Raw genomic sequence first — 25,180 nt, 5'->3', positions numbered from 1 at the left:
GTACGAGGTCGCTGGAAGCACTGCGCATCCGCGCTGCTTCAGAGGTACATCTCGTCGATGTCGACCGACGACTCGACGCCGAGCTTGGCATAGTTTTTCGCGAGCCAGCCGTCGGCGCATTTTCGTCCCTGGTCGCGAAGATGGACGAGAAAGTCCCAATCGGCATTGTACTTGCTGGCCGAACTGAGAGCGCTCATGAACTCGTCGTCCGCAATGCTGTGGATCAGCATGTGCTTCAGGCTGCCGTCGATGACGCGTTTTTGCGTGATGAGCTTGGTGACGAAGCTGACCGCCCGCATCTCCCGCATCAGCGATGAATTGAAGCTGATTTCGTTGATGCGGTTCAAGATATCGTCCGCGCTGCGCGGCGCCTCCTTGCGGAATAGCGGATTGATATGGACAATGACGATGTCGGTGCTGTCGCAGTTGTAGATCAATGGAAAGAGTGCCGGGTTTCCCATGTAGCCGCCGTCCCAGTAGACGTCGTCGCCGATCTGAACCGCGTGAAACATCGTTGGCACGCAAGCCGAAGCCATCACGGCGGACGCTGAAATTTCTGCCCCGGTGAAGATTTTCACCTTGCCCGAGCGAACGTTCGTCGCGGATAGAAAGAGCTTCACCGGGCAGTCCGGGCGCCTCAACACGTCAAAATCGATCGATTGCTCGACCACGTCGCGCAGCGGATTGTAGTCCGCGGGGTTGAATAGATAGGGCGACAGCACGCGCGTCATGAGACCTGCAAGGGAGAAAATCGGCGACCAGGTCAGCTTGTGATCGCCGAGCATTCGGTCGACCAGATTCGGCTGAAACGGCCCGAGCCGGGCCACGTCGCTGACACGCTTCCAAAAACCCGCGAGCGCCTTACGCGCTCCCTCGCGACCGTCGATGGCAAGCCCATAGGCAAAGACCGACGCGTTCATCGCTCCGGCGCTCGTCGCGCTCAGCCCTTCGAAGGCGAGGCCTTTCTCATCGAGCAGTCGGTCGAGCACGCCCCAGGTAAAAGCCCCGTGCGATCCGCCTCCCTGCAGCGCCAGGTTGATTGTCCTGACCTGGGTGCCGACATGGCTGGAAAGTGCTGCTTCGTCGCGAGCAGACGCCTGAGCATCTTCTGCCGTGTTCTGGTTCCCGGTATCTTGCATGGCCGATCCGAGCCCGTTGCCCGTGTGTCTGACGATCTTCGCGGCTGTCAATTATTCCGGAATCATCCAATCACAACCGGGAGCGGGATGGCTACCTCCGCCTCAAGCACGAACCGATCAATTCGGGATGTTCGCGATCCTTGAAGGACACATGCAAGACAAATGAAAAGGCGCCCCGGAGGGCGCCTGTCTTGTTGCTGCCGCGCTGGACTTTAGGCGGAATAATACATCTCGAACTCGACCGGGTGCGGCGTCATCTCGAAGCGCTCGACTTCTGTCATCTTCAGCTCGATGTAGGAGTCGATGAAGTCGTCGTCGAACACGCCGCCGTTCTTGAGGAACGCGCGGTCCTTGTCGAGATTCTCCAGCGCCTCGCGCAAGCTGCCACACACGGTGGGGATCGACTTCAGCTCTTCCTTCGGCAGGTCGTAGAGGTCCTTGTCCATCGCCGGGCCCGGATCGAGCTTGTTCTTGATGCCGTCAAGCCCCGCCATCAGCATCGCGGCAAAGCCGAGATAGGGGTTGGCGAGCGGATCCGGGAAGCGAACCTCGACGCGCTTGGCCTTCGGGTTGGAGGTGTAGGGGATGCGGCAGGCGGCCGAGCGGTTGCGCGCCGAGTAGGCGAGCAGCACCGGGGCTTCATAGCCCGGCACCAGGCGCTTGTAGGAGTTGGTGGTCGGGTTGGTGAAGGCATTGATCGCCTTGGCGTGCTTGATGACGCCGGCGATGTAGGACAGGCAGGTCTCCGAGAGATCGGAATATTTGTTGCCGGCGAACACCGGCTTGCCGTCCTTCCAGATCGACTGGTGGCAATGCATGCCCGAGCCGTTGTCGCCAAAGACCGGCTTCGGCATGAAGGTCGCAGTCTTGCCGTAGATGTGGGCGACCTGCTGGATGCAGTATTTGTAAATCTGCATCTGGTCGGCCATCAGCGTCAGCGCGTCGAACTTCATGCCAAGCTCGTGCTGGGCGGACGCGACTTCATGGTGATGCTTCTCGACCTTGACGCCCATCTTGGACATGGCGCCGAGCATTTCGGAACGCATGTCCTGCACGGAGTCCTGCGGCGGCACGGGGAAGTAGCCCATTTTGGTGCGGATGCGGTGACCGAGATTGCCGCCTTCATATTCGGTGTCGGAATTGGTCGGGAACTCCGAGGAGTCGAGCCGGAAGCCGGTGTTGTAGGGCAGCGCCGAGTAACGCACGTCGTCGAACACGAAGAATTCCGCTTCGGGACCGAAGAAGACCGAGTCACCCACGCCGGACGACTTCACCATCGCTTCCGCCTTCTTGGCGATGCCGCGGGGGTCGCGGTTGTAGGGTTCGCCGGTGGTCGGTTCCAGCACGTCGCACACGAGGATCATGGTGGTTTCCGCAAAGAACGGATCGATCGTCGCGGTGACCGGATCGGGCATCAGGCACATGTCGGATTCGTTGATCGCCTTCCAGCCCGCGATCGAGGAACCGTCGAACATCAAGCCTTCGGAAAACGTGTCCTCTTCGATCATGCCGACGTCGAAGGTCACGTGCTGCCACTTGCCGCGCGGATCGGTGAAACGCAGATCGACGTATTTGACGTCATTGTCCTTGATTGACTTCAGGACGTCTTTGGCGGTCTTCATGAATACCCCTCTTGGCTACAGGTCATGGTGATCCGGCCGCGGCCGAGCCGCGGGCTAATGCTCAATAGCGTTGGGGGCGGCCCAAGACAATAAGCCGCGCCGCTGAAACCGGCATCTGCACGCTCTTTCAGCAGGCGCCGGGCCGCCTCACGACCCTGCGGTGCCCAAAGGCTCAAATCAAATCGCGTCGAGCCCGGACTCGCCGGTGCGGATGCGGATCGCCTCTTCGATCTTGGACACGAAAATCTTGCCGTCGCCGATCCGCCCGGTCTGGGCCGCGCGACGGATAGCATCGATCGCCCGATCCACCAGGTCGTCGCCGATCACGATCTCGATTTTCACCTTGGGCAGGAAGTCGACGATATATTCGGCGCCGCGATAGAGTTCGGCGTGGCCCTTTTGCCGTCCGAAACCCTTGGCCTCCGTCACCGTGATGCCCTGCAGTCCAACCTCCTGAAGCGCCTCCTTCACCTCGTCGAGCTTGAACGGCTTGATGATGGCTTCGATCTTCTTCACTGAGCGGCCTCCCGGGCATTCCCAAATTCAAAATTGCGGCTCCGTCGTCAAGCACGCGCTTTTCGAAGCGCGAGGCCATCCGATTGCCTGTTCCGGACGTTGCCCGACTGTCCGGCGACGGCCAGCCGCGCATATGAACGGCCGGCGAGCACGACGAACCGAAGCGGCATCCTCAAAAGCAGGCTCTATGCCAAGTCGTTAACGGGCCTGATTCTAAAGTCTTATCAGGTGTTTAACTGGCATTTTGCATGACCGTCTGAGGAATGGCTAGAATACCGAAGCCTGCGAAATAGGCAAACGGATGAAATGGTATGCAGCGAAGTGCCGTGAATGGAGCGTTCCGCCGTTGAAACTGCCTTAGGATGAGGCGGCAGGCGGCTCCTGCAGCATAATTTCCGAAGCCCAAGAAAATCCGGCGCGGCACTGAAATTGAAGGGTGCTGATGCCGTTTTGTTTCCGAAGTTCGTGCTAGGGGGCCGGCATGACCTTCACCTCGGGCCGCAGGGATTGCGCATGGAAGTCTTGACCACCGCGGAGATGGAACGCGCGGACCGCCTCAGCATTGCCGCGGGCACTCCCGGCTTTGCCTTGATGCTCAGCGCCGGCCAGGCGGTTGCGGAAGCGGCCTCCGATCTCGTGCAGGAAGGGCCGATCCTGGTCGTCGTCGGTCCCGGCAATAATGGCGGTGATGGCTTTGTGGCAGCGGCGGAGCTCGCAGCCCAGGGACGCGAAGTCTCCGTCATCCTGATGTGCGAGCGCGACGCACTCAAAGGCGACGCGGCATCGGCGGCGAAGGGATGGAAATATCCGGTGCTGCCGTTCAACGCGCAAGCGATCGGCAGGCCGGCCCTGATCATCGATGCGCTGTTCGGCGCGGGCCTGAGCCGGCAGATCGGCGGCGAAGCGTTTGAGATGATCGAGGCGATCAACGCCACCGGCGTGCCGGTGCTTGCGGTCGATCTGCCGAGCGGGGTCAACGGAACCTCTGCGGCCGTCATGGGCACCGCGGTACGGGCCACCGAAACCGTGACCTTCTTCCGCAAGAAGCCGGCGCATCTTCTGCTGCCGGGTCGGCTGCAATGCGGCCGCGTGCGCGTTGCGGATATCGGCATCGATGCGCATGTGCTCGAGGAGATCCGCCCGCAAGCATTCGAGAACACCCCGCAGGTCTGGCGCAGATCCTTTCCCGTGCCTCGCATCGAGGGCCACAAATATGCCCGTGGCCATGCCCTCGTGCTCTCGGGCGACATGGCCGCGACCGGGGCGGCGCGGATGGCGGCGCGTGCGAGCTTGCGCGCAGGGGCGGGACTGGTGACGCTTGCATCGCCCCGCGATGCGCTGGCCATCAACGCTGCGGCGCTGACGGCGGTGATGGTGAAGGCAGTCGACAATCCCGTTCAGTTCGCCGAACTGGTCGCCGACAGACGCTACAACGCCTGCATCATCGGTCCAGGCGCCGGCGTGGGTGAACGCACCACCCAGTTTGTTCATGCCGCACTCTCAGCGCGGCGGCGTCTCGTGCTCGATGCCGATGCGCTGACGAGCTTTGCCGATGCGCCGGAGCGGCTGTTCGAAGCGATCAAGGCCTCGGCAGATCCGCAGGCCGTGCTGACACCGCATGAGGGCGAGTTCCCGCGCCTGTTCAGCGACCTCAGCAACAAGTATCCGGGACGCTCGAAACTGGAGCGCGTCCGCGCGGCAGCCGAGCGTTCGGGCGCAATCGTGCTGCTCAAGGGGCCTGACACGACGGTGGCATCGCCCGATGGCCGTGCCACGATCGCGTCCAATGCGCCGCCATGGCTTGCGACGGCGGGCGCGGGCGACGTGCTGGCCGGCATTATTGCGGGGCTGATGGCGCAGGACGTTCCGGCGTTCGAGGCCGCGAGCATGGGCGTGTGGATGCACGGCGAAGCCGCGCAAGAAGCCGGTCCTGGGCTGATCGCTGAAGATCTCCCGGAGACGATGCCAGCCGTGTTCCGCCACCTCTACGACGAGTTCGGCATCGACTACTAGCGCATGATCCGGAAAAGTGTGCAGCGGTTTTCCAGCAAGATCATGCGCCAACAAGCAGCCGCGCTCACACCAAATATTTCGCGATTGCCGTTTCGTTCCATTCGAGCCCCAGTCCAGGCCCGCGCGCGGTCAGCGTGCCGTCCGCGATCTTGATTGGATCAGCAAGAATGGCACCTGCGCAATCCAGCATCTCAAGCCAATGCGCGGTCGGCGTGACCGCAAGCACGTGCGCGCTCGCCTCCGGCAGGATGTGGCTCGACATCGGGATCGATGCCGCATCCGCCTGACCCGCGACATTGAGCCAGCCGGTGATGCCGCCGACCTTCATCAGGTCCGGCATGATGAAGTCGCTGGCGCCGGCTGCGATCGCCTCGGCAAAGCCGCGCGGGAACCACCAGTTCTCGCCGGCCTGGATCGGGATTTCCGAGGTCTCGCGCACCTCGGCATGCCCTGACAGGTTCTCCTGGGCGACGGGCTCCTCGATCCAGGTGAGATCGTAGGGCGCAAGGCGAGCGATGCGGCGCTTGGCTTCAGCCGGATCGAGCGACTGGTTGAAGTCGAGCATGAGCGCAACGTCCGGGCCGAGCAGCCTGCGCAGGCCCTTGACCCGGCGCTCGTCGTTGGCGGCGTCGCCATCGCCGCCCTTGATCTTGATGCCCTTGAAGCCCTGGTCGAGCGAGCGGAGCAACGCCTTCTCGTCGGCGTCAGCTTCGACCGCGCCGTAGCTGTCATAGCAGCGGATCGGCCGCGCCGATCCGCCGAGCAGTTCGACCACCGGCTTGCTCGCGGCCCGACCTAAAATGTCCCAGAACGCCATGTCGAGGCCTGAGACGGCCATGCCAACAAGACCCTGCCAGCCGAGCAGGCGGAATCTGGCATCCATCAACTTCATGAGCTCGAACGGCGCGACCGGCTTGCCAATGAGGTCGCGGCCGATCTCCTCGACCAGATGCACGAACGGCTTCAGCGTCACCTTGCTGTAGGCGAAAAGATAGGAATGCCCGGTGATGCCTTGATCGGTTTCGATATCGATCAGCACGAGCGGTGCAACGTCGATCACACCAAACGCATTCTTGACCGGCCGTGCCATTGGCGTGACGACCGCACGCGCTTTGACGCTGCTGATGGCGGGTGTGCTTTTGCTCATCGAGGTTTCCTCTTGTTCTTATTCGACACCGTACCATCGTAGCAGTTTTGGCGCCGCCCAATCGGTCGCTGTGGATTCGATGAGCCAGCGTCCCGCATGCTCCGCGGCAAAGGCGATGCGCTCGGTCTGGCCCGGTTCGATCGCGAGCGTATCCAGCCAATAAGGCTTCCAGCCGTCGTCGAGGCGGTCGAGCAAGCGAAAATGATGACCGTGCAGATGAAAGACGGTGGCGATCAGCGTGTGGTTGGTCAGTGCCAGCACGACGATGCGGCCCGCCGTGACGCGGAATGCGGGGGCGTTCGATGTCTTGAACTGGGTTGGCGTCACCCACCCATGTCCGGAGAGCACGATCTCGAAGCGCTGGGCGCCTCTCAGCTCAAGTCGCGCGGGCAGGTCGTTTTGGGGGAGCGGCGGTGCCCGCGTAAGCGGAGCTCGCCGCAGCGCCTCATCTGCCACGATCAACCTCGCGATTGCGCGCGCCTGCTTGCCGTCATGAAGCAGGATTTGCGACGTTGAGCCAGGCGGCAAAGGTACGTCCACAAAGACATCGGCGCGGCCGCCGGGCGCCAGCACGACGGCGCCGTTGCGGGCGAAGAAGGGTTCGGCCGGCTGTCCGTCCAGGGCCATCACGCGGACCTCAAGCCCCTCGATTTTGACCGCAACAACACCGCGTTGGCCGGCATTTATAAGACGGAGTCTCAGCCTCTCGTTTGAGTGCACTGCAATATCGGGCGAAATCAGGCCATTCACGGTGTAGACCGGCAAGGCGTCTTTCGGGTCCAAGCCCGGGCTCACTGCGGTTCCGTCGGCGCGAAGCCGAAACTCCTCGATCAGCAAGATCTCGTCGCGATCAACTGGTGGCGGATCGGCTTCCTCCACGATCAGCGGAAGCGCGCGGAGCGGATGCCCGGCGTCGCTCGCGAGCAGCCCGAGGTCGCCAAACAACGTGCCAGCCTGCCGCAGCGGGATGCCAACGGTTGCCCTGACGCCGCTTGCGAGAGGGCTTTGGCCCGTCAGGGGCTCTGCCAAAGGGATGCCATCGAGTCCGTGCCAGTTGATTGCGGCGGGCATCTGGAGGTCGTTCTGGAGGGTGATGTCGAGGTTGGCGCCGCGCTTGAACCGAAGAGCGGGGTTCGCTCCGATCAGGGCCGAAACCGGGGTTTCCGGCTGGCCGGGCCGAAGCGCCAGCGTCGCGGGCTTTGCCTGCAGCAGGACGGCTTCGCCGTCCGTTGCGGCCGCAATCGGCAGCTCCCAGGCGCCCAAGGCCGTGAGGCCCATTCCGCCGAGAAATGCGCGCCGGCTGATGAGCAAATTCGTCTTTGCCATAAGGCCGATGCGGACCATCTTTGGACCAGGATGTCCAGCCGCCGCCAAACCGCTTGTACGATGTCAAAAGGAGCCATTTTTTTGCTGCGAAGGAATAGCCCCATGCTATAAGCCGCCGCCCGCGGCATCGCGGCCGGACTTGATGCAGTCAAAGCGGGCGTGGCGGAACTGGTAGACGCGCTGGATTTAGGTTCCAGTGACGAAAGTTGTGGGGGTTCGAGTCCCTCCGCCCGCACCAAGCGCTCGATCAAGCGTTTGCCTGTCGAATTTCTGGAGAGCCTGCTTTTTGGCGGGTTCGCCAAACCAACCGGCGCCAGGCCTTGGCCGCGCGTCGATCACAATGAAAACGGTCCTCATGCCGTTCAGGCGTGGGGACGAGAGCGAAAAGAAGATTTGAGCCCATGCAGGTCACCGAAACCCTCAACGAGGGACTGAAGCACGAATTCAAGATCAGCGTTCCCGCAACCGACCTCGATGCGAAGGCGGACGCGCGGCTCGTCGACCTCAAGGACAAGGTCCGGCTCAATGGCTTCCGTCCGGGCAAGGTGCCGGTCAGCCACCTGAAGAAGATCTATGGCCGCTCGGTGATGGCCGAGACCATCGACCAGACCATCCGCGACACCAACACGCAGATCTTCACCGAGCGCGGCTTCAAGCTCGCCTCCGAGCCGAAGATCACCATGCCGACCGAGAAGCAAGAGGTCGAGGAACTGCTGTCCGGCAAGTCCGATCTCACCTACACGGTCGCGATCGAAGTGGTGCCCCCGATCAAACTCGCCGACTTCAAGAGCTTCAACGTCGAAAAGTTCATCGCCGACGTCAGCGACAGCGACGTTGATGACGCGATCCAGCGCATCGCCGACCAGAACCGCAGCTATTCGGCGAAGGGCGAGGGCGCCAAGGCCGAGAAGGACGATCGCGTCACGATCAACTTCAAGGGCACCATCAACGGCACGCCGTTCGATGGCGGCACCGGCGAGAACATCCAGGTCGTGATCGGCGCGGGTCAGTTCATCCCGGGCTTCGAGGACCAGCTCATCGGCATCGGTTCCGGCGAGACCCGCACGCTCAAAGTGTCGTTCCCCAAGAACTATGCGGCCGCGAATCTTGCCGGCCAGCCGGCCGAATTCGAGACCACGGCAACCCTGATCGAGGCGCCGCAGAAGACCGAGATCAATGACGAGTTCGCCAAGCAGCTCGGGCTGGAATCGCTCGACAAGTTGAAGCAGGCGGCGCGCGAGCGGCTGGCTGCCGAATATACGGGTGCAACGCGTCAGCGCGTCAAGCGCACGCTGCTTGATCGCCTCGACGAGGCCCACAAGTTCGAGGCGCCGCCGTCCCTGATCGACGAAGAGTTCAATCTGATGTGGAATTCGGTGAGGGCCGAGATGGACTCGAGCGGCAAGACCTTCGCCGACGAGAACACCACCGAAGAGGCGGCAAAAGAAGAATACCGCACCATCGCCGATCGCCGCGTCCGTCTCGGCCTCGTGCTCTCCGAGATCGGCGAGAAGAACAAGATCTCCGTGACCGACGACGAGGTCAGCCGCGCCGTGATCGAGCGCGCTCGCTCCGTGCCGGGCCGCGAAAAGGAGATATGGGACTATTATCGCAACAATGCCAATGCGCTGGCCCAGCTTCGTGCACCGATCTTTGAAGACAAGGTGGTCGATTTCATCCTCGAGCTCGCCAACGTGACCGAGAAGAAGGTCTCGCGGGAAGAACTCTACAAGGACGACGATGAGAAGAGTGCGGCCTGAGCCGGGGGAAGCGGCCGTTAATGATGAACAGCAAAGCGGCCGGACGGCGGGTTTCGCGGCTTCGCCGAATCGGCTTGACTGACCCGGTTCGCGCCTGACCCGCTCTTTCGGCTAGGTCTTGTCGCCACAAAACCGGTCCATATTTGTGAGCCTGTGTCCTTGCCCGTGCCTTCCAACCCTTGGGTGCTCTGATGCGCGATCCCGTTGAAACCTACATGAACCTCGTGCCGATGGTGGTCGAGCAGACCAACCGCGGTGAACGCGCCTACGACATTTTCTCGCGCCTGTTGAAGGAGCGCATCATCTTCATCACCGGCCCGGTCGAAGACGGCATGGCGACCTTGATCGTCGCGCAGCTCCTGTTCCTGGAGGCCGAGAATCCGAAGAAGGAAATCTCGATGTACATCAACTCGCCCGGCGGCGTGGTGACATCGGGGCTCGCAATCTACGACACCATGCAGTTCATCCGTCCGCCGGTGTCGACGCTGTGCACGGGGCAGGCGGCCTCGATGGGCTCGCTTCTGCTGGCGGCCGGCGAGAAGGACATGCGCTTCACGCTGCCGAACGCGCGCATCATGGTGCACCAGCCCTCCGGCGGCTTCCAGGGCCAGGCCACCGACATCATGCTGCACGCGCAGGAAATCCTGAACCTGAAGAAGCGGCTCAACGAGATTTACGTCAAGCACACCGGCCAGAACTACAAGTCGATCGAGGAGGCGCTCGAGCGCGACAAGTTCCTTACGGCCGAGGATGCAAAGGCGTTCGGGCTTGTCGACAAGGTCATCGACAAGCGCCCCGACGATCCCGCGACTGCGAAGGCGGCCTAGGGTCGAATCACCGGTATAATACGGGGCCTGAGGCGGCTCTGCCGCCGGAGGGCTGGCTTTGCGCGTGCCCAGGCGAAAAGTTCCGCTTTCGTGCTCGGCGGCGCCGTGGCAAAGGCGCAACGCTCCGACGATTTCGACAAATTGAACCCGTGCCAACGGCGAAAATCACGGTATTGTCACGGTGTTGCGCGCCCCGCCCGGTTAGCGAATTCTTGATAGTCGGGTGTCAGCATGGTTGGCTATGAGTAATCGGATCTGATCGCGGGAGATTCGAACAAGGCCGTGATACACGCGGCACGTCAGGCGTAGGGTCTTTTTTGGTACGGAATTTGCTCTATCTAGATTCCCATATGGCGGTGCGTCCCGATATGGAGCGATTGAGCGAAGTCGAACGGCGGACGGAGACATAAATGAGTAAGGTCGGCACGAGCGACTCCAAGAACACGCTGTATTGCTCGTTCTGCGGCAAGAGCCAGCACGAAGTCCGCAAGCTGATCGCGGGTCCCACGGTTTTCATCTGCGACGAATGCGTCGAACTGTGCATGGACATCATCCGCGAGGAGAACAAGTCCTCGCTGGTCAAGTCGCGCGACGGCATCCCGACGCCGAAGGAAATCTGCAAGGTTCTCGACGACTACGTCATCGGCCAGAGCCACGCCAAGAAGGTGCTCTCGGTCGCCGTGCACAATCACTACAAGCGGCTCAATCACCAGACCAAGCACAACGACGTTGAGCTTGCGAAATCGAACATCCTTTTGATCGGTCCGACCGGCTCGGGCAAGACGCTGCTCGCGCAGACGCTCGCGCGTATCCTCGACGTGCCGTTCACGATGGCGGATGCGACGACGCTGACCGAAGCCGGCTACGTCGGCGAAGACGTCGAGAACATCATCCTGAAGCTCTTGCAGGCCGCCGACTACAATGTCGAGCGCGCGCAGCGCGGCATCGTCTACATCGACGAGATCGACAAGATCAGCCGCAAGTCCGACAATCCCTCCATCACCCGCGACGTCTCGGGCGAGGGCGTGCAGCAGGCGCTGCTCAAGATCATGGAAGGCACGGTCGCTTCCGTGCCGCCGCAGGGCGGCCGCAAGCATCCCCAGCAGGAGTTCCTGCAGGTCGACACCACCAATATCCTTTTCATCTGCGGCGGCGCCTTCTCCGGCCTGGAGAAGATCATCTCCGCGCGCGGCCGCTCGACCTCGATCGGTTTCGGCGCGCAGGTGCTCGCGCCGGAAGATCGCCGCACCGGCGAAATCTTCCGACACGTCGAGCCGGAAGACCTGCTGAAATACGGCCTGATCCCGGAGTTCGTCGGTCGTCTGCCGGTAGTCGCGACGCTGGAGGATCTGGACGAGGCGTCGCTGAAGAAGATCCTGACCGATCCCAAGAACGCGCTGGTCAAGCAGTACCAGCGGCTGTTCGAAATGGAGAACATCGAGCTCACCTTCGCCGACGAGGCGCTCGGCGCGGTCGCGCGCAAGGCGATCGAGCGCAAGACCGGCGCGCGCGGCCTGCGGTCGATCCTCGAGAGCATCCTGCTCGAGACCATGTTCGACCTCCCGGGGCTTGAAGGCGTCGAGGAAGTCGTGATCTCGCGCGAGGTGGTGGAGGGGACCGCGCGTCCGCTCTACATCTACGCCGATCGGTCCGATCGTGCGGTGGAAAGCAGCGCCAGCGCGTAAGGCGCGCTTGCGACTGAGTGACAAAAATGGTCGCGGAGCTGGCTTCCGCGGCCGTTGTTGCGCAGACTTCAATACGCGTAGAAGTCGTTGATTACCGGGGCTTTCCGAGGCTTGACACCCCCCCACTCGATAGCCACCTAATGCTATCGGCGACCAAAATTCTCGTTTGAGATTCGCCAAAACAACGATCGGGACCAAGCCCGGCCTTAAGCTATCAAGGTCGCGGCAGGTCCGGTCATTTCGGCACCTTGTGGCGATTGCGCTGGTCGCAGCGGATCGCGTGCAAGGGGGCACAACAAAAGGAACAGGCCATGACGACACCAAAACCCCGGCCAACGATTGCGTACGGCGAATCCCATTCCTATCCGGTGCTGCCGTTGCGCGACATCGTCGTCTTTCCGCACAACATCGTGCCGCTCTTCGTCGGCCGCGAGAAATCGATCCGCGCGCTCGAAGAGGTCATGAAGAACGATGCGCTGGTGTTGCTCGCGACGCAGAAGAACGCATCCGATGACGATCCGGCGCCGGAGGCGATTTACGAGACCGGCACGCTTGCAAGCGTTCTGCAGCTCCTGAAACTGCCCGACGGCACCGTGAAGGTGCTGGTCGAGGGCCTCGAGCGCGCGCGCGTGCAGAAATACTCGCCGCGAACCGAATATTACGAAGCGACCGCGACCGCGCTCGCCGATACCGACCCCAAATCCGTCGAGGCGGAGGCGCTCGCGCGTTCCGTCGTGTCCGATTTCGAAAGCTATGTGAAGCTGAACAAGAAGATCTCCGCCGAGGTCGTCGGCGTCGTGCAGGCGATCACCGATTTCGCCAAGCTCGGCGACGCTGTCGCTTCGCATCTTGCCGTGAAGATCGCCGATCGCCAGGCCATCCTGGAGACGCTGTCGGTGCCGCAGCGCCTTGAGAAGGTGCTGGGACTAATGGAGAGCGAAATCTCGGTGCTGCAGGTCGAGAAGCGCATCCGCTCGCGCGTGAAGCGCCAGATGGAGAAGACCCAGCGCGAGTATTATCTCAACGAGCAGATGAAGGCGATCCAGAAGGAGCTGGGTGACGAGGACGGCCGCGACGAGCTCGCCGATCTCGAGGAGAAGATCACCAAGACCAAGCTCTCCAAGGAAGCCCGCGAGAAAGCGCAGCACGAATTGAAGAAGCTGCGCCAGATGTCGCCGATGTCCGCGGAAGCGACCGTCGTGCGCAACTATCTGGACTGGCTGTTGTCGATCCCGTGGAACAAGAAATCCAAGGTGAAGAAGGATCTGGAGGCGGCGCAAACCATTCTGGACAACGACCACTACGGGCTCGAGAAGGTCAAGGACCGCATCGTTGAGTACCTCGCCGTGCAGTCGCGCGCCAACAAGCTGACCGGACCGATCCTGTGTCTGGTCGGGCCTCCCGGCGTCGGCAAGACCTCGCTCGGCAAGTCGATTGCGAAGGCGACGGGACGCGAGTTCGTGCGCGTCTCGCTCGGCGGCGTGCGCGACGAGGCCGAGATCCGCGGTCACCGCCGCACCTATATCGGCTCGATGCCCGGCAAGATCATCCAGTCGATGCGGAAGGCGAAGACCTCCAATCCGCTGTTCCTGCTGGACGAGATCGACAAGATGGGCGCCGATTTCCGCGGTGATCCGTCGTCTGCGCTGCTCGAGGTGCTGGACCCCGAGCAGAACTCGAACTTCAACGACCACTATCTCGAGGTCGACTACGATCTCTCCAACGTGATGTTCATCACGACCGCGAATACGCTGAACATTCCGGGTCCCTTGATGGACCGCATGGAGATCATCCGGATCGCGGGCTACACTGAGAACGAGAAGGTCGAGATCGCGCGCAAGCACCTGATCCCGAACGCGCTGACGAAGCACGGCCTGGATTCGAAGGAATGGTCGATCGACGACGAGGCGCTGTTGCTCGTCATCCGTCGCTACACCCGCGAAGCGGGCGTGCGCAACCTGGAGCGTGAGCTCTCGACACTCGCCCGCAAGGCGGTGAAGGAGCTGATGATCTCCAAGAAGAAGTCGGTCAAGGTCACCGAGAAGACTCTCGAGGAGTTTTTGGGTGTGCCGAAGTACCGCTACGGCGAGATCGAGACCGAGGACCAGGTCGGTATCGTCACCGGGCTCGCCTGGACCGACGTCGGCGGCGAGTTGCTCACCATCGAAGGCGTCATGATGCCCGGCAGGGGCAAGATGACCGTCACGGGCAACCTGCGCGACGTGATGAAGGAATCGATCTCGGCGGCGGCCTCCTATGTCCGCTCGCGCGCGATCACCTACGGCATCGAGCCGCCGCTGTTCGACAGACGGGATATCCACGTCCACGTGCCGGAGGGGGCCACCCCGAAGGACGGTCCGTCGGCGGGCGTCGCCATGGCCACCGCGATCACCTCGGTCATGACCGGCATTCCGGTCCGCCATGATGTCGCGATGACCGGCGAGATCACGCTGCGCGGCCGCGTCCTGCCGATCGGCGGCTTGAAGGAGAAGCTGTTGGCCGCCGCGCGCGGCGGCATCAAGACGGTCTTGATCCCCGAGGACAACGCCAAGGATCTCACGGAGATTTCCGATGCGATCAAGGGCGGTATGGACATCATCCCGGTTTCCCGTCTCGAGGAGGTCGTGGCGAAGGCGCTGGTCCGCGCTCCTACGCCGATCGTCTGGGAAGAGGATACCAAGGTGGCGGTCCCACCGGATGCATCGGACGAGGCGGCCGGCGGACTGACGGCTCATTAAGCCAGCCAAAAATGTTAACAACGGCGCCTTCGGGCGCCGTTTTCATTTGGAGAGTCGGCATGCGCATCGATGGCCAATGCCATTGCGGTCGCGTTACCTACGAGGCCGAGATCGATCCCGAGAAGATTTCCATCTGTCATTGCACGGATTGCCAGTCTCTCACCGGTTCGCCTTATCGAGTTACGGTGATTTGCGATCGTGAGCAGGTGCGGCTGACCGGCGCCGCGCCGAAGCTCTACGCCAAGACCGGTGACAATGGCCGCACGCGGTTCCAGCATTTCTGCGGCGAATGCGGCTCGCCGCTGTTCACAAGCGGCGAGGGCGGGCCCGACGATTTTGGGATACGCTGGGGCAGCATCCATCAGCGCGCGGAGCTCAAGCCCGCTCGGCAGATCTGGTGCCGCTCGGCCGCGCCGTGGATCAATCAGCTTGCGCACTTGCCGGGCCGGCCGACCGAGTAGGGACCCGCGGCCTTGCATGAACAGGTGGGCTGAGGCTAAAGAGAGCGCGCGCAGGGTCCGGAAAGAGCCTGCCCCGCACTTGGATAGCGGGGTGGAGGCCGGTTTTCCGACGAGATCATGCGCGAGCAGCTCCGGGCGGTTAGCTCAGCGGTAGAGCACTGGTTTTACACACCATTGGTCGGGAGTTCGATCCTCTCACCGCCCACCATGCTTCGCCCTTCGGGCTACGCATGGCCAGCCAGCAACCGATCTATCATGGCGAAGCGAGCGAAGGCTGCCGCGCCATAGCCCGCAGGGCGAAGGCGGGCTTTCAAGGCTCGCGAGCTACGGCTCGGCAAGCCACCCACCGGTCTATCGTGGCGAAGCGAGCGAGCGCTAATGAGACGAACAATGACAAAGCTCCAGCGCAGGCTCAGCGAGCGCTGGTCGCAGCTCGCCGTCGGCGAGAGCTTTAGTGAGCCGTGGTTGGCTCTTGTTTCCAGGAGCCTGTCAGAACGCTACGCCAAGGCGCATGCCGCGCTTCCAGACGACGCGGCAGCGCTTTCGCGTTGTGCCGTAGAGCACCTCGAAACGCTGTGGAACGTCCACGACCTTCTGCAATTGCAGGCAAGCGCCGCCCGCCGAATAATCAACGAGGATGCAATCGATCACCGGCGCCTTCGAATCGGAGAAAATCTTGGCAACGCTCGAGATCCTGCCCTGAGGTTTGAGCCGTGCGTACAATCGTGGATATTGTTGCATGCCGCGAACTCTTCTGGTTCTACCCGGGAACCATATTGATCCAGCAGTCGCTGAGACCCCGTTTACGCGGTCGATCAATTTTTGAGGATTCGATCAATCAACTTTGAACGGATCGCTGCACCCTAATTTACCCTTGCCGGCGAACGCGCTAACGTCACGGCCATGGATACCCCGACAGAACATCAGGGAAATACCGACCAGATCGCCTATTGGAACGGGCCGAACGGTCAGCGCTGGACCGACCGGCAGGCCGAGCAGGATGTGCTGCTCGCCCCGGTCTCGAAGGCCTTGTTCGATCGTGCGGCTGCCCGCGTCGGCGAGCGCATCATCGATGTCGGCTGCGGCTGCGGCTCGACCAGCCTCGCGCTGGTGGGGCAGGTGGCGCCGTCAGGCTTTGTGCTCGGCATCGATATCTCCGGGCCGATGCTCGCACGCGCACGCGAACGCGCGCCGAAGGGAGCTTCCGTCGATTTCGTGCAGGCGGATGCAACGGACTATCCGTTCGATCCCGAAAGCTTCGACGTATTGGTGTCGCGCTTCGGCGTGATGTTCTTTGCGGAGCCCGCTGTCTCCTTTGCCAATCTGCGCCGCGCGTTGCGGCCTTCGGGCCGGCTCGCCTTCGCGTGCTGGCGCGAGCCAAAGGAAAATCCCTGGATGATGGCGCCGCTCCAGGCGATCTATCAGCATGTGCCCAAGCTGCCGCCGGTGGGGCCGGAGGATCCAGGCCCCTTCGCCTTCGCCTCCGAGGAGCGCGTGAACCGCATCTTGGCGGGAGCCGGCTACAAGGCGATCGCGATGGAGCCGGTCGCTCTCTCACTCGATATTGCAGTCGGGCGCGGGCTTGATGCGGCCGTGAAGGCCGCGATGCAGATCGGGCCGGGAAGCCGGGCGCTGGAAGGCCATCCGCCCGAAACGCGCGCGGCGGCTGCCAAATCCGTGAAAGAGATGTTGACGCCCTACGTGCGCGGCGAAAGCGTCGCGCTGCCGGGATCGATCTGGATCGTGACGGCGCGGGCCTCCTGAACCCCTCTAAGCCCGCTCTTCCCAGATCATCGCGAGATGCACGATGGTCTGCACCGCCTTCTCCATGTCCTGCCGGCTCACCCATTCGAGCCGCGAGTGGAAAGCGTGCTCGCCGGCGAAGATGTTGGGGCAGGGCAGTCCCATGAACGACAGCCGCGAGCCGTCAGTGCCGCCGCGGATCGAGCTGCGGTGCGGCTTGAGACCAGCGCGCCGGATCGCCTCGACGGCATAGTCGACGATCTCGGGGTGAGCGTCGATCACCCGCTTCATGTTGCGGTACTGCTCCCTGATCTCCATTTTGTAAGTCGAGCGCGGATAGTCCTTCATCACGTCCTTGACGATGCTTTCAAGGAGTTGCTCTTTCTCCTTGAGGCCCTCGTCGTTGAAATCGCGCACGATGAAGTCGAGCCTTGCCTGCTCCAGCGTGCCGGATAGGCCGGTCGGATGCAGGAATCCTTCTCGGCCCTCGGTGGTTTCCGGCGAACAGGTTTGTTTCGGCAAACGATCGATGATGGCGGAGGCGATCTTGATCGCGTGCTCCATCTTGCCCTTGGCAAATCCCGGATGGGTGCTGACGCCCTCGATGGTGATGGTGACGCCGTCGGCGGAGAAGGTCTCGTCCTCTATGTCGCCTGCGGTCTCGCCGTCGATGGTGTAGGCGAAATCGGCACCGAGCTTCTTCAGGTCGACCTGGTCGACGCCGCGGCCGATCTCTTCATCCGGCGTGAACAGGATCTTGATAGTGCCGTGTTTCACTTGGGGATTGCGGATCAGGAAATGCGCCGCGTCCATGATCTCGGCGATGCCGGCCTTGTTGTCGGCGCCGAGCAGTGTGGTGCCGTCGGTGGTGATGATATCGTTGCCGATCTGGCGACCGAGCTCGGGATGCTCGGCTGTTCGGATCACCTGCGCGGGATCGGCGGTAAGGTGGATATCGCCGCCGCGATAATTTTTCACGATCTGCGGCTTGACGTTGGCGCCGGTGCAATCGGGCGAGGTGTCCATGTGCGAGCAGAAGCAGATGACCGGCACTTTCTTGGTCGTGCTGGCCGGGATCGTCGCATAGACATAGCCGTGCTCGTCGAGATGGGCATCGGCGAGACCCATCGCCTTGAGCTCGGCGGCAAGCAGCCGGCCGAGGTCCTTCTGCTTTTCGGTGGATGGGCAGGTCGGAGACGAGGGATCCGACTGGGTGTCGATGACAACGTAGCGCAGGAGACGCTCGGTCACCGTGTGGGTGAACGCTGAGGCAGAGATCACTGTGTATTCCAGGGCGAGGGGACGGTCACACCCGTCAGTATAGCAAAAAGCGCCATTCCGGGGCCGCGTGAATCCGCCGGAATGACGCTGAATGGGAGAGCAGGCCGGCCTAGACGGCTTCCTTCAGCTCCTTGGCGGCGCGGAAGGCGACCTTCTTGGAAGCCTTGATCTGGATCGCTTCGCCGGTGGCGGGGTTGCGTCCCATGCGGGCGGCGCGCTTGCGCACCTGCAGGATGCCGAGGCCGACGATGCGGATGCGGTCGCCCTTCTTCAGGTGCTTGGTGATCCGGCTGACCATGTCGTTAAGGATGGTCTCGGCCTGCTTCTTCGACAGTTCCTGCTCTTCGGCGATCCCCGCCGCCAGGTGCTTCAGCGTAATCGTCGTCGGCGTCGCTGCCTTCTTTGCCATAGTGGCCCTCCTCGATGTTAACAATGGCTTCGGAACCTCAGACGTAGCAGGCCTTAAATGATTCGGGGGGACACTGACTACGCTGATTTGCCTGCAAATAGCCTGTCTTTCGCATCGGCATTGCAGAAAGTCCTGTGGCACAGGGACTTTTCAATGTCCTTGACTTGCAAAGGTGGCCCCTTTAAGTCCCACCTCTCTGCGGACCGTCCGGTCACGCGGGAGTAGCTCAGTTGGTTAGAGCGCCGGCCTGTCACGCCGGAGGTCGCGGGTTCGAGCCCCGTCTCTCGCGCCATCATTTCAAGGACTTAAATCCCAGTTCCGGCCCGATTTCGACCGCGGTCCGCTGTGCCGTGCAGCCCGCGTGAAGCTCATCCTTGGTCATGCACGCGAACTGGCAGAACATCACCGATCCGATCTTTCATTGGGCCGAACAGCGCCCCGACGCGCCGGCCTTCATTCAGCCGCCGGAGACCTTGAGCTATCGCGCACTCGCGGGCTTGATCGCCAAGGCGGCCGTGTATCTCGAAGGCGGGGGCGTTCGCTCAGGCGACCGCGTCGCCCTCCATCTCACCAATGCGATTGACCATTTCATCCTGCTGCTGGCGCTGCTCCGGCTCGGCGCCACCACGATGGAAATTCCCTATAGCGCCCAGCAGCCGCCGACCCCCGAGCTGCTGGCGAAATTCGGGATCAAGTGGATTTTCATCGAGGCCGCGGCGGCGCCGGTCGCAGGCGTCAGCTCAATCAAGATCGATGCGAGCTGGCGCAGCATGATTGCGCGAAGAAGTGGTGATCGCCGTGCCAGCGATAACGGCAACGGCATCTTCACCATCACGCTCACGTCGGGCACAAGCGGACAGCCGAAGGGAAGCCTGGCTTCGCATCGCCAGCACCTTCAGCGCTTCGGCACCCACCTGGAATTGCTCGCCGACAGCGCACTGTTTTCCGAGCAGCCGCCCAATTTCCTGCTCATCGGCCCGATCGCCTACGCGATGTTCCTCCCCTCGCTGCTCAACCAGCTCTTCGCCGGCGCTCCGCTGACGATCCTGCCGACGTATCTGGACACCATCGATCTGGTGAAGGCGATCGGCGCCTGGGACGGCGCGCATTGCCGCGTCACATCGGCGTTCTGCCGCTACTTCCTCTCCTGTGCGCCGAAACAGGGCGTGCTGTTCCCGCACCTGCGCGCACTCGGGACGGGCGGCGGGTTTCTCTATCCGGAGGAGAAGCTCGCGATCCTGGACCGGGTCACGCCGAACTTCTACGAGGTCTATGGCGCGTCGGGCTTCGGCGCGATGACGGTGCTGACGCCACGCGAGATGCGCACGCATCCGCAGAGCGTCGGCCGGCCGGCCTCGTTTGTCACCGTGGAAGTGGTTGATCAGGCGGGGCGGAAACTGCCGTCGGGAACGGTAGGCCTGCTGCGCTGCCGGGGCACCGAGGGCAAGGGATTTACCGCCGAGGTCGCCTCTGACAGCGACGAGCACTTCCGCGACGGCTGGTATTATCCGGGCGATCTCGCCTGTCTCGATCAAGACGGATTCGTTTACCTCAAGGGTCGCAGCGGCACGGAGGTGATCAGCCGCGACGGCATCGAGCTCTTTGCGGCCGAGATTGAAGCCGTGATCGCTCAGCATGCGAGTGTCGCGGAGGTCGCGATCGTCGGCGTTCCGCGCGCGGTCGCGGGCGAGGAGCTGGTCGCGCTGGTGGTGCCGCGCGGCCAGGCCCAGCACGAGGCGCTGGCGCAACATTGCGTGAGCCGTCTGCCGGTCGAGCGTCGCCCCGACACGGTCTACTACGCTAACGCGCTGCCGAAGACGGGCGCCGGCAAGCTCGACCGGGCGAGCGTCAAGGCGATCGTCATGGATCAAGTGCGAAGGCGCATCGGGTCGTAGCACACCCATTCGCGCGGCTTCGCTTCACCTCTCCCGCTTGCGGGGAGGTCGCATCGCATCGAAAGATGCGATGCGGGTGGGGGATTCTCTCCACTCGAGCAGTGTGAATCGCGAAGGCACCCCCACCCCAACTCTCCCCCGCAAGCGCCCCGCAAGCGGGAGAGGGGGCTCCAGCGCCGCCGCAGCCTTCCGTGTCATTTCCGCAACATTGGCCCCAAAAGCGAGCGCCACTACCAGATAGCAGTGATTGGCCTTGTTCCATTCCGGTAAGTTCCGGGAACAATGGGGATGAGGGATTCTATGCCGGTGCCGACTGGCGTCAGGCGGGGGAGGTTGCCCGCGCTGTTGGCCTCGACGTCTGTCGCGGCGCTGCTGATGGGCGGCAGTGCGCCGGCGTTTGCCGCGTGCTCGAACTACATCAATACGACAGCAGCCGGCTGCACCAATAGCGGGACGATCAGCCCGAACCTCATCGTCAGCAATTCCACCGTCAACGGCAACATCACAAACAACGGCACGATCACGCCGAACGGCATCATTGTTGAGAACAACAGCCTGATCAATGGTGCGATCGTAGACTTCGGGACCATCACCGGGGGCATTTCGATCGACCAATCCAGCAGCATGAATGCCCCAGGAGCAGTCGGCGGGGCTGTCTTTGTCGGCGGCACAAGCTTCACCGGTGACCTGAGCAACGCCGGCAAGATCACGATGGATACCACTGGAACCCAGTTCGGTATCGAAGTCGAAGAAGGCACATCGTTTACCGGCAACATCATCAATACCGGCTCGATCAATATCGGCGCCTCCGGCCACGGCGTGAGCGGTGTCGGCATTCAGGTCGACAATTTTAACGGCCTTGCAGCATTCGCCGGCGGCATCAGCAATGGCGGGTCTATTGCTGTCAACGCGGTCAATAATTCTTTTAGCTGCTCTTCTTACGGCATCGCGGTTCTCGGCAACCAGGGCGGCCATGGCAAACTGGGGTCGTTTACCGGCGGCATCACCAACGGCGGTTCGATCATCGCGTCGATGAGCGGATCCGGCACCAACACCGTTGCTGGAATCATCGTCTCCGATGTCTCGACCTTCATGGGCGGCATCACCAATACCAGCACGATTGCGGCCACCAACAGCGGCACGGGGGCAGCAGTCGGCATCAGCGTCAACGACGTCACCTCCTTCCAGGGCGGCATCAGCAATACCGGATCGATCGCCGGGAAAATCGGCATCCAGGTGACGAATTCCGGCGCGCTCAGCGTGTTCGATTCCGGCACCATCGTGGGCACCGGCGGCACCGCAGTCGACATGTCGGGCAATGCCGCCGGCAACACCTTCACGCTCGGCCCGGGCTTCAACATCACCGGCAAGGTGCTCGGCCAGGGCAACGACACGTTCCAGCTCGGCGGCAGCGGCACCGGCTCCTTCGATCTGTCGACGATCGGCGCGAGCAAGCAATATGAGGGCTTCACCACGTTCAACGTGGTGAGCGGCACCTGGATCTCTTCGAACACGTTCGGCCAGAGCCAGACCTGGAACGTCAATGGCGGCACGCTCGCCGGCACCGGCACCTTCAATTCGCTCAACATCAACAACGGCGGCGCGTTGCTGCCGGGCACGCCCGGCGTCGCCGGCGGCAAGATCACCGTCAATGGCAACCTGACCTTCGCAAGCGGGTCCAACTACATCGTCAATGTCTCGCCGACGACCACCAGCACCACAGCGGTTTCCGGCAGGGCCAATCTTGCCGGCACCCTGACGATCAATGCCACCGGCGGCCACTATGTCGGGGGCACGGTCTACGACCTCCTGAGCGCGGGCGGCGGCCTCAACGGCACATTCTCGACTGTGACCATCGACGGCAGCTTCGGCAATTTGAGGCCGGTCGTCACCTATGATGACGTGTTCCTCACCCTGGTGGCGAACACGCTGGTGCTGCCGCCGGGCGCCCCGGTGAACCCGACCAATGTCGGCAATGCGGTCAATAACGCGAACGCAAGCACCAACGGCAACATCCCCACAGGCCTCGCGAACCTGTTCAATCTGACGCCGACGCAGCTCGTCCCGGCGCTGACCCAGCTCGACGGCGAGGTGGCGACCGGCGCGGAGCAGGGCGCTTTCCTTCTGACCGATCAATTCCTCGAATTGATGCTCGATCCCTTTGTCGACGGCCGCAGCGGCAGCGGCTGGCCGTTCGGCGGCGGCGGTGGAGGCCCGTTGGGCTTTGCCTCCGAGAAGCCGGCAAACGTGCCGGGCGATGTTGCGCACGCTTATGCGATGGCCTTGAAGGCGCCGCCCGCGGCGCTGACCTTCGACCAGCGCTGGAGCGTCTGGGGCGCGGGTTTTGGCGGCAGCGCCAGCGCCAACGGCGATCCTGTCGTGATCGGCTCGACCAACGTCACGGCCCGCGACTATGGTTTTGCCGGCGGCTTCGACTACAAGCTGACGCCAAACTCCGTGATCGGATTTGCGGTCGCCGGCGGCGGCACCAATTGGGGCCTCGGTCAAGCGCTCGGCAGCGGACGCAGCGATGTGTTCGAGGGTGGCATCTATGGCTCGACCCGCTGGGGCAACGCCTATGTCGGCGCCGACGTCGCCTTCGGCAATCATTGGATGTCGACCCAGCGCTTTGCGCTCGGCGATCAGCTCACCGCGAACTTCAACGGGCAGACCTCCGGCATACGGGCCGAGACCGGCTATCGCTATGCCGTGCTGCCGACGCTTGGCGTGACGCCCTACGCGGCACTGCAGTCGCAATGGTTCCGCACGCCGAACTACAGCGAAACTGACATCACCAATCCTGCGAGCGGCTTTGCGTTGGCCTACAGCGGCATGACCGCCAACGACACCAAGAGCGAGCTCGGCGCACGCTTCGACGATCGCCTGGCACTCGGCAGCATGCCGTTGGTGTTGCGCGGACGGCTCGCCTGGGCGCATGACTGGGTAACCAATCCGGCGATGTTCGCGGCGTTCGCATTGGTGCCCGCCTCGAACTTCACCGTCTATGGCGCGCCGCTGCCGCACGATTCGGCGTTGACCTCGCTCGCCGCCGAGCTGCACGTCGCACCGCGCTGGACTTTGACGGGCAAGGCTTGGGGCAACTTCGCCTCCGGCTATCAGGCCTACGCCGGCACCGGAACGCTACGCTACACTTGGTGAACGGTCGGCTTCACCTCGCGCCACTTGCGGCCCGCAAGAGCGGGGGAGAAGGACGACGTTCGTCGGCTTGCCGCGACGTTACGCAGGACCTAGTATCGCGAAGCTTGACGAATATAGACGACAGCCCGCCCGATGGACGAGTTCGAACCCGCGATCCTGACCGAGCTCATCGGGCGAATCTACGAGGCTGCCGCCGACAGCGCCCACTGGGGTGATTTCCTCTCGCTGATAGAGCAGATTCATCCCGACGCCCGCCTGGCGTTGTTTGCCCACGAAAACGGTCGCCCGTCCACGGCCTTGTCGGTCCACAAGAACTTTCCCGCCGACGCTTTGCGTGCCTATGTCGATTACTACGTCACCAACAGTCCGCACGTGGAGCGCGCCCATCTCGCGCCGGTTGGTCGCGCGATTGATGGCGAGGCGATCATCGAAGATCGGGAATTGCACACCACCGAACACTATAACGACTTCACTCGTCCGTACCGCCTCGGCTATCACGCGACCGGCATCTTGCTCGAACGCGGGGCAGGACGCATGACGGCGCTCTCGATCGCGAACCAGCAGAACGATCCGGATCAGCGCGAGCGGCAGCGGCGGCTGTTCGACCTGCTCGCCCCGCATCTGGTGCGCGCGTTCCGTCTGCACCGCGCGCTCGTCACCAGGATCGCCGGCGGCGAGGCGGCGCAGGCCGCGTTCGATCGTTGGGCACAGGCGGCGTTCGTCCTGAATGCGGCGGGCAGGGTCATTTCGTTCAACGAGGCCGCCGCAGCGCTGTTGCGGTCATGCGACGGGCTCGTGCTCGGCCGCGAAGGGCAATTGCTCAGCGCCAACGAGGCGCAAACCCGCGAGCTCGAGCTTGCGGCGCGCAAGTGCGCCTCGCTCGCGAACGCCGCCAAGGCGGAGATCGGCGCGAGCGATCTTGACGGCATCCTGTTGCCGCGGCCATCGGGACGCGCGCCGCTCCGCGCCATGATCTGGCCATTGCCGTTCCTCAATGGCGCGGCGGCGCCGCATTTCGCGCAGGGCACGGCCTTGCTGGTGGTGTTCGATCCGGACCGCGCCCAGCGCACGCCGGTTGGATGGCTCGCGAAACAGTATCGTCTGTCGCCCGCGGAGGAGCGTCTCGCCGGGGCGATCATCAACGGCGTGCCGCTCGCAACCGCGGCCGAGCAGTTCGGCATCCGCCTTTCGACCGCGCGGCAGCGGCTCAAGGACATCCAGACCAAGACGCAGTGCCGCCGCCAGATCGACCTGGTCCGGCTCGCGCTCTCGTTTCCCGATGTCCGCTCGGATGAGGATCGTTGAACGCACACTCGTCATGCCCGGGTCAAGCCCACGGCTGTCCGGTTTAGCTTTGGCATAGGCTGAGGCTCATCTGTCGCTGATCTTTGATGATTGGCGGAGGCGGATCGAGGAGGCGATCGATCCGCCGTCGCTGCATGAGGTTTTGAGCGACCAG

18 protein-coding genes and 3 tRNA genes are annotated in these 25,180 nt (G+C 62.8%); 13 read left to right on the top strand and 8 right to left on the bottom strand.

Translation table 11 applies throughout. The annotated features are described in order from the left end of the window. Window positions 1–38 precede the first annotated feature (38 nt). From VKR55_RS30315 to VKR55_RS30305, 3 genes are all read right to left on the bottom strand, one after another. Window positions 39–1,190: a patatin-like phospholipase family protein gene (locus tag VKR55_RS30315; protein WP_324409073.1), complete on the bottom strand. Its 1,152-nt coding sequence runs from the start codon at window positions 1,188–1,190 to the stop codon at window positions 39–41. Between the two features lie 161 nt (window positions 1,191–1,351). Then, window positions 1,352–2,761, bottom strand: a complete 1,410-nt coding sequence (glnA, locus tag VKR55_RS30310) for a type I glutamate--ammonia ligase (RefSeq protein ID WP_324409072.1) — start codon at window positions 2,759–2,761, stop codon at window positions 1,352–1,354. A gap of 177 nt (window positions 2,762–2,938) precedes the next feature. Next, window positions 2,939–3,277: a P-II family nitrogen regulator gene (locus VKR55_RS30305; protein WP_324409071.1), complete on the bottom strand. Its 339-nt coding sequence runs from the start codon at window positions 3,275–3,277 to the stop codon at window positions 2,939–2,941. Between the two features lie 513 nt (window positions 3,278–3,790). Here VKR55_RS30305 and VKR55_RS30300 point away from each other — a divergent pair. Next, a complete protein-coding gene (locus tag VKR55_RS30300) occupies window positions 3,791–5,290 on the top strand; it encodes an NAD(P)H-hydrate dehydratase (RefSeq protein WP_324409070.1) in 1,500 nt (499 codons plus the stop codon). A 64-nt stretch (window positions 5,291–5,354) separates the two neighbouring features. Here the strand turns inward: VKR55_RS30300 and VKR55_RS30295 are convergent, their stop codons facing one another. Both VKR55_RS30295 and VKR55_RS30290 read right to left on the bottom strand, forming a co-directional pair. Next, the gene (locus VKR55_RS30295; protein ID WP_324409069.1) at window positions 5,355–6,437 is read right to left on the bottom strand and encodes an enolase C-terminal domain-like protein; all 1,083 of its coding nucleotides are present in this window, start codon (window positions 6,435–6,437) and stop codon (window positions 5,355–5,357) included. A gap of 18 nt (window positions 6,438–6,455) precedes the next feature. Next, window positions 6,456–7,763 (bottom strand): multicopper oxidase family protein, encoded by a 1,308-nt coding sequence (locus VKR55_RS30290; protein ID WP_324409068.1) that lies wholly within the window; start codon window positions 7,761–7,763, stop codon window positions 6,456–6,458. Between the two features lie 153 nt (window positions 7,764–7,916). Here VKR55_RS30290 and VKR55_RS30285 point away from each other — a divergent pair. From VKR55_RS30285 to VKR55_RS30255, 7 genes are all read left to right on the top strand, one after another. Further along, a tRNA-Leu gene (locus tag VKR55_RS30285) sits at window positions 7,917–8,001 on the top strand. A gap of 163 nt (window positions 8,002–8,164) precedes the next feature. After that, a complete protein-coding gene (tig, locus tag VKR55_RS30280; RefSeq protein ID WP_324409067.1) occupies window positions 8,165–9,523 on the top strand; it encodes a trigger factor in 1,359 nt (452 codons plus the stop codon). Window positions 9,524–9,714: 191 nt separating this feature from the next. Next, complete coding sequence (locus VKR55_RS30275) at window positions 9,715–10,350, top strand: ATP-dependent Clp protease proteolytic subunit (protein ID WP_324409066.1); 636 nt, start codon at window positions 9,715–9,717, stop codon at window positions 10,348–10,350. Between the two features lie 410 nt (window positions 10,351–10,760). Beyond that, window positions 10,761–12,035, top strand: coding sequence for an ATP-dependent Clp protease ATP-binding subunit ClpX (clpX, locus tag VKR55_RS30270; RefSeq protein WP_324409065.1), 1,275 nt, complete (start codon window positions 10,761–10,763; stop codon window positions 12,033–12,035). A gap of 311 nt (window positions 12,036–12,346) precedes the next feature. After that, window positions 12,347–14,773, top strand: a complete 2,427-nt coding sequence (lon, locus tag VKR55_RS30265) for an endopeptidase La (protein ID WP_324409064.1) — start codon at window positions 12,347–12,349, stop codon at window positions 14,771–14,773. A gap of 59 nt (window positions 14,774–14,832) precedes the next feature. Beyond that, window positions 14,833–15,234: a GFA family protein gene (locus tag VKR55_RS30260; protein ID WP_324409063.1), complete on the top strand. Its 402-nt coding sequence runs from the start codon at window positions 14,833–14,835 to the stop codon at window positions 15,232–15,234. A 133-nt stretch (window positions 15,235–15,367) separates the two neighbouring features. Next, window positions 15,368–15,442, top strand: a tRNA-Val gene (locus tag VKR55_RS30255). 281 nt (window positions 15,443–15,723) lie between these two features. Here the strand turns inward: VKR55_RS30255 and VKR55_RS30250 are convergent. Further along, on the bottom strand, window positions 15,724–15,975 hold the full coding sequence (locus VKR55_RS30250) for a PilZ domain-containing protein (protein WP_324409062.1): 252 nt from the start codon (window positions 15,973–15,975) through the stop codon (window positions 15,724–15,726). 162 nt (window positions 15,976–16,137) lie between these two features. Here VKR55_RS30250 and VKR55_RS30245 point away from each other — a divergent pair, with 162 nt between their 5' ends. Then, window positions 16,138–16,998 carry a class I SAM-dependent methyltransferase gene (locus VKR55_RS30245; RefSeq protein ID WP_324409061.1) on the top strand — a complete coding sequence of 287 codons (861 nt, stop codon included), beginning with the start codon at window positions 16,138–16,140 and terminating at the stop codon, window positions 16,996–16,998. 6 nt (window positions 16,999–17,004) lie between these two features. Here VKR55_RS30245 and pepT read toward each other — a convergent pair whose 3' ends face one another. Together pepT and VKR55_RS30235 are read right to left on the bottom strand one after the other, a co-directional pair. Then, window positions 17,005–18,258: a peptidase T gene (gene pepT, locus VKR55_RS30240; protein WP_414642499.1), complete on the bottom strand. Its 1,254-nt coding sequence runs from the start codon at window positions 18,256–18,258 to the stop codon at window positions 17,005–17,007. Window positions 18,259–18,367: 109 nt separating this feature from the next. Then, window positions 18,368–18,667, bottom strand: a complete 300-nt coding sequence (locus tag VKR55_RS30235) for an HU family DNA-binding protein (protein ID WP_324409060.1) — start codon at window positions 18,665–18,667, stop codon at window positions 18,368–18,370. A gap of 215 nt (window positions 18,668–18,882) precedes the next feature. Between VKR55_RS30235 and VKR55_RS30230 the strand changes: the two genes are divergently transcribed. The 4 genes from VKR55_RS30230 (at window position 18,883) to VKR55_RS30215 (ending at window position 25,026) form a co-directional block, all read left to right on the top strand. Further along, window positions 18,883–18,959, top strand: a tRNA-Asp gene (locus VKR55_RS30230). Window positions 18,960–19,047: 88 nt separating this feature from the next. Continuing rightward, window positions 19,048–20,562: a class I adenylate-forming enzyme family protein gene (locus VKR55_RS30225; RefSeq protein ID WP_324409126.1), complete on the top strand. Its 1,515-nt coding sequence runs from the start codon at window positions 19,048–19,050 to the stop codon at window positions 20,560–20,562. A gap of 288 nt (window positions 20,563–20,850) precedes the next feature. Further along, window positions 20,851–23,721, top strand: a complete 2,871-nt coding sequence (locus VKR55_RS30220) for an autotransporter outer membrane beta-barrel domain-containing protein (RefSeq protein WP_324409059.1) — start codon at window positions 20,851–20,853, stop codon at window positions 23,719–23,721. Between the two features lie 132 nt (window positions 23,722–23,853). Then, window positions 23,854–25,026: a helix-turn-helix transcriptional regulator gene (locus VKR55_RS30215; protein WP_324409058.1), complete on the top strand. Its 1,173-nt coding sequence runs from the start codon at window positions 23,854–23,856 to the stop codon at window positions 25,024–25,026. The last annotated feature ends 154 nt before the right edge of the window (window positions 25,027–25,180 follow it).

It is taken from the genome of Bradyrhizobium sp. (assembly GCF_035309285.1).
In the GTDB taxonomy this organism is placed as follows: domain Bacteria; phylum Pseudomonadota; class Alphaproteobacteria; order Rhizobiales; family Xanthobacteraceae; genus Bradyrhizobium.
The sequence above is the reverse complement of the archived record's forward strand: the minus strand, read 5'-3'. Positions and strand labels throughout refer to the sequence as shown.

Coding starts and splice junctions, on each gene's coding strand:
- glnA (WP_324409072.1), bottom strand. CDS start 2,761: ATGAAGACCGCCAAAGACGTCCTGAAGTCAATCAAGGACAATGACGTC.
- VKR55_RS30260 (WP_324409063.1), top strand. CDS start 14,833: ATGCGCATCGATGGCCAATGCCATTGCGGTCGCGTTACCTACGAGGCC.
- VKR55_RS30275 (WP_324409066.1), top strand. CDS start 9,715: ATGCGCGATCCCGTTGAAACCTACATGAACCTCGTGCCGATGGTGGTC.
- lon (WP_324409064.1), top strand. CDS start 12,347: ATGACGACACCAAAACCCCGGCCAACGATTGCGTACGGCGAATCCCAT.
- clpX (WP_324409065.1), top strand. CDS start 10,761: ATGAGTAAGGTCGGCACGAGCGACTCCAAGAACACGCTGTATTGCTCG.
- VKR55_RS30295 (WP_324409069.1), bottom strand. CDS start 6,437: ATGAGCAAAAGCACACCCGCCATCAGCAGCGTCAAAGCGCGTGCGGTC.
- tig (WP_324409067.1), top strand. CDS start 8,165: ATGCAGGTCACCGAAACCCTCAACGAGGGACTGAAGCACGAATTCAAG.
- VKR55_RS30225 (WP_324409126.1), top strand. CDS start 19,048: ATGCACGCGAACTGGCAGAACATCACCGATCCGATCTTTCATTGGGCC.
- VKR55_RS30300 (WP_324409070.1), top strand. CDS start 3,791: ATGGAAGTCTTGACCACCGCGGAGATGGAACGCGCGGACCGCCTCAGC.
- VKR55_RS30220 (WP_324409059.1), top strand. CDS start 20,851: ATGAGGGATTCTATGCCGGTGCCGACTGGCGTCAGGCGGGGGAGGTTG.
- VKR55_RS30215 (WP_324409058.1), top strand. CDS start 23,854: ATGGACGAGTTCGAACCCGCGATCCTGACCGAGCTCATCGGGCGAATC.
- VKR55_RS30290 (WP_324409068.1), bottom strand. CDS start 7,763: ATGGCAAAGACGAATTTGCTCATCAGCCGGCGCGCATTTCTCGGCGGA.
- VKR55_RS30250 (WP_324409062.1), bottom strand. CDS start 15,975: ATGCAACAATATCCACGATTGTACGCACGGCTCAAACCTCAGGGCAGG.
- VKR55_RS30245 (WP_324409061.1), top strand. CDS start 16,138: ATGGATACCCCGACAGAACATCAGGGAAATACCGACCAGATCGCCTAT.
- VKR55_RS30235 (WP_324409060.1), bottom strand. CDS start 18,667: ATGGCAAAGAAGGCAGCGACGCCGACGACGATTACGCTGAAGCACCTG.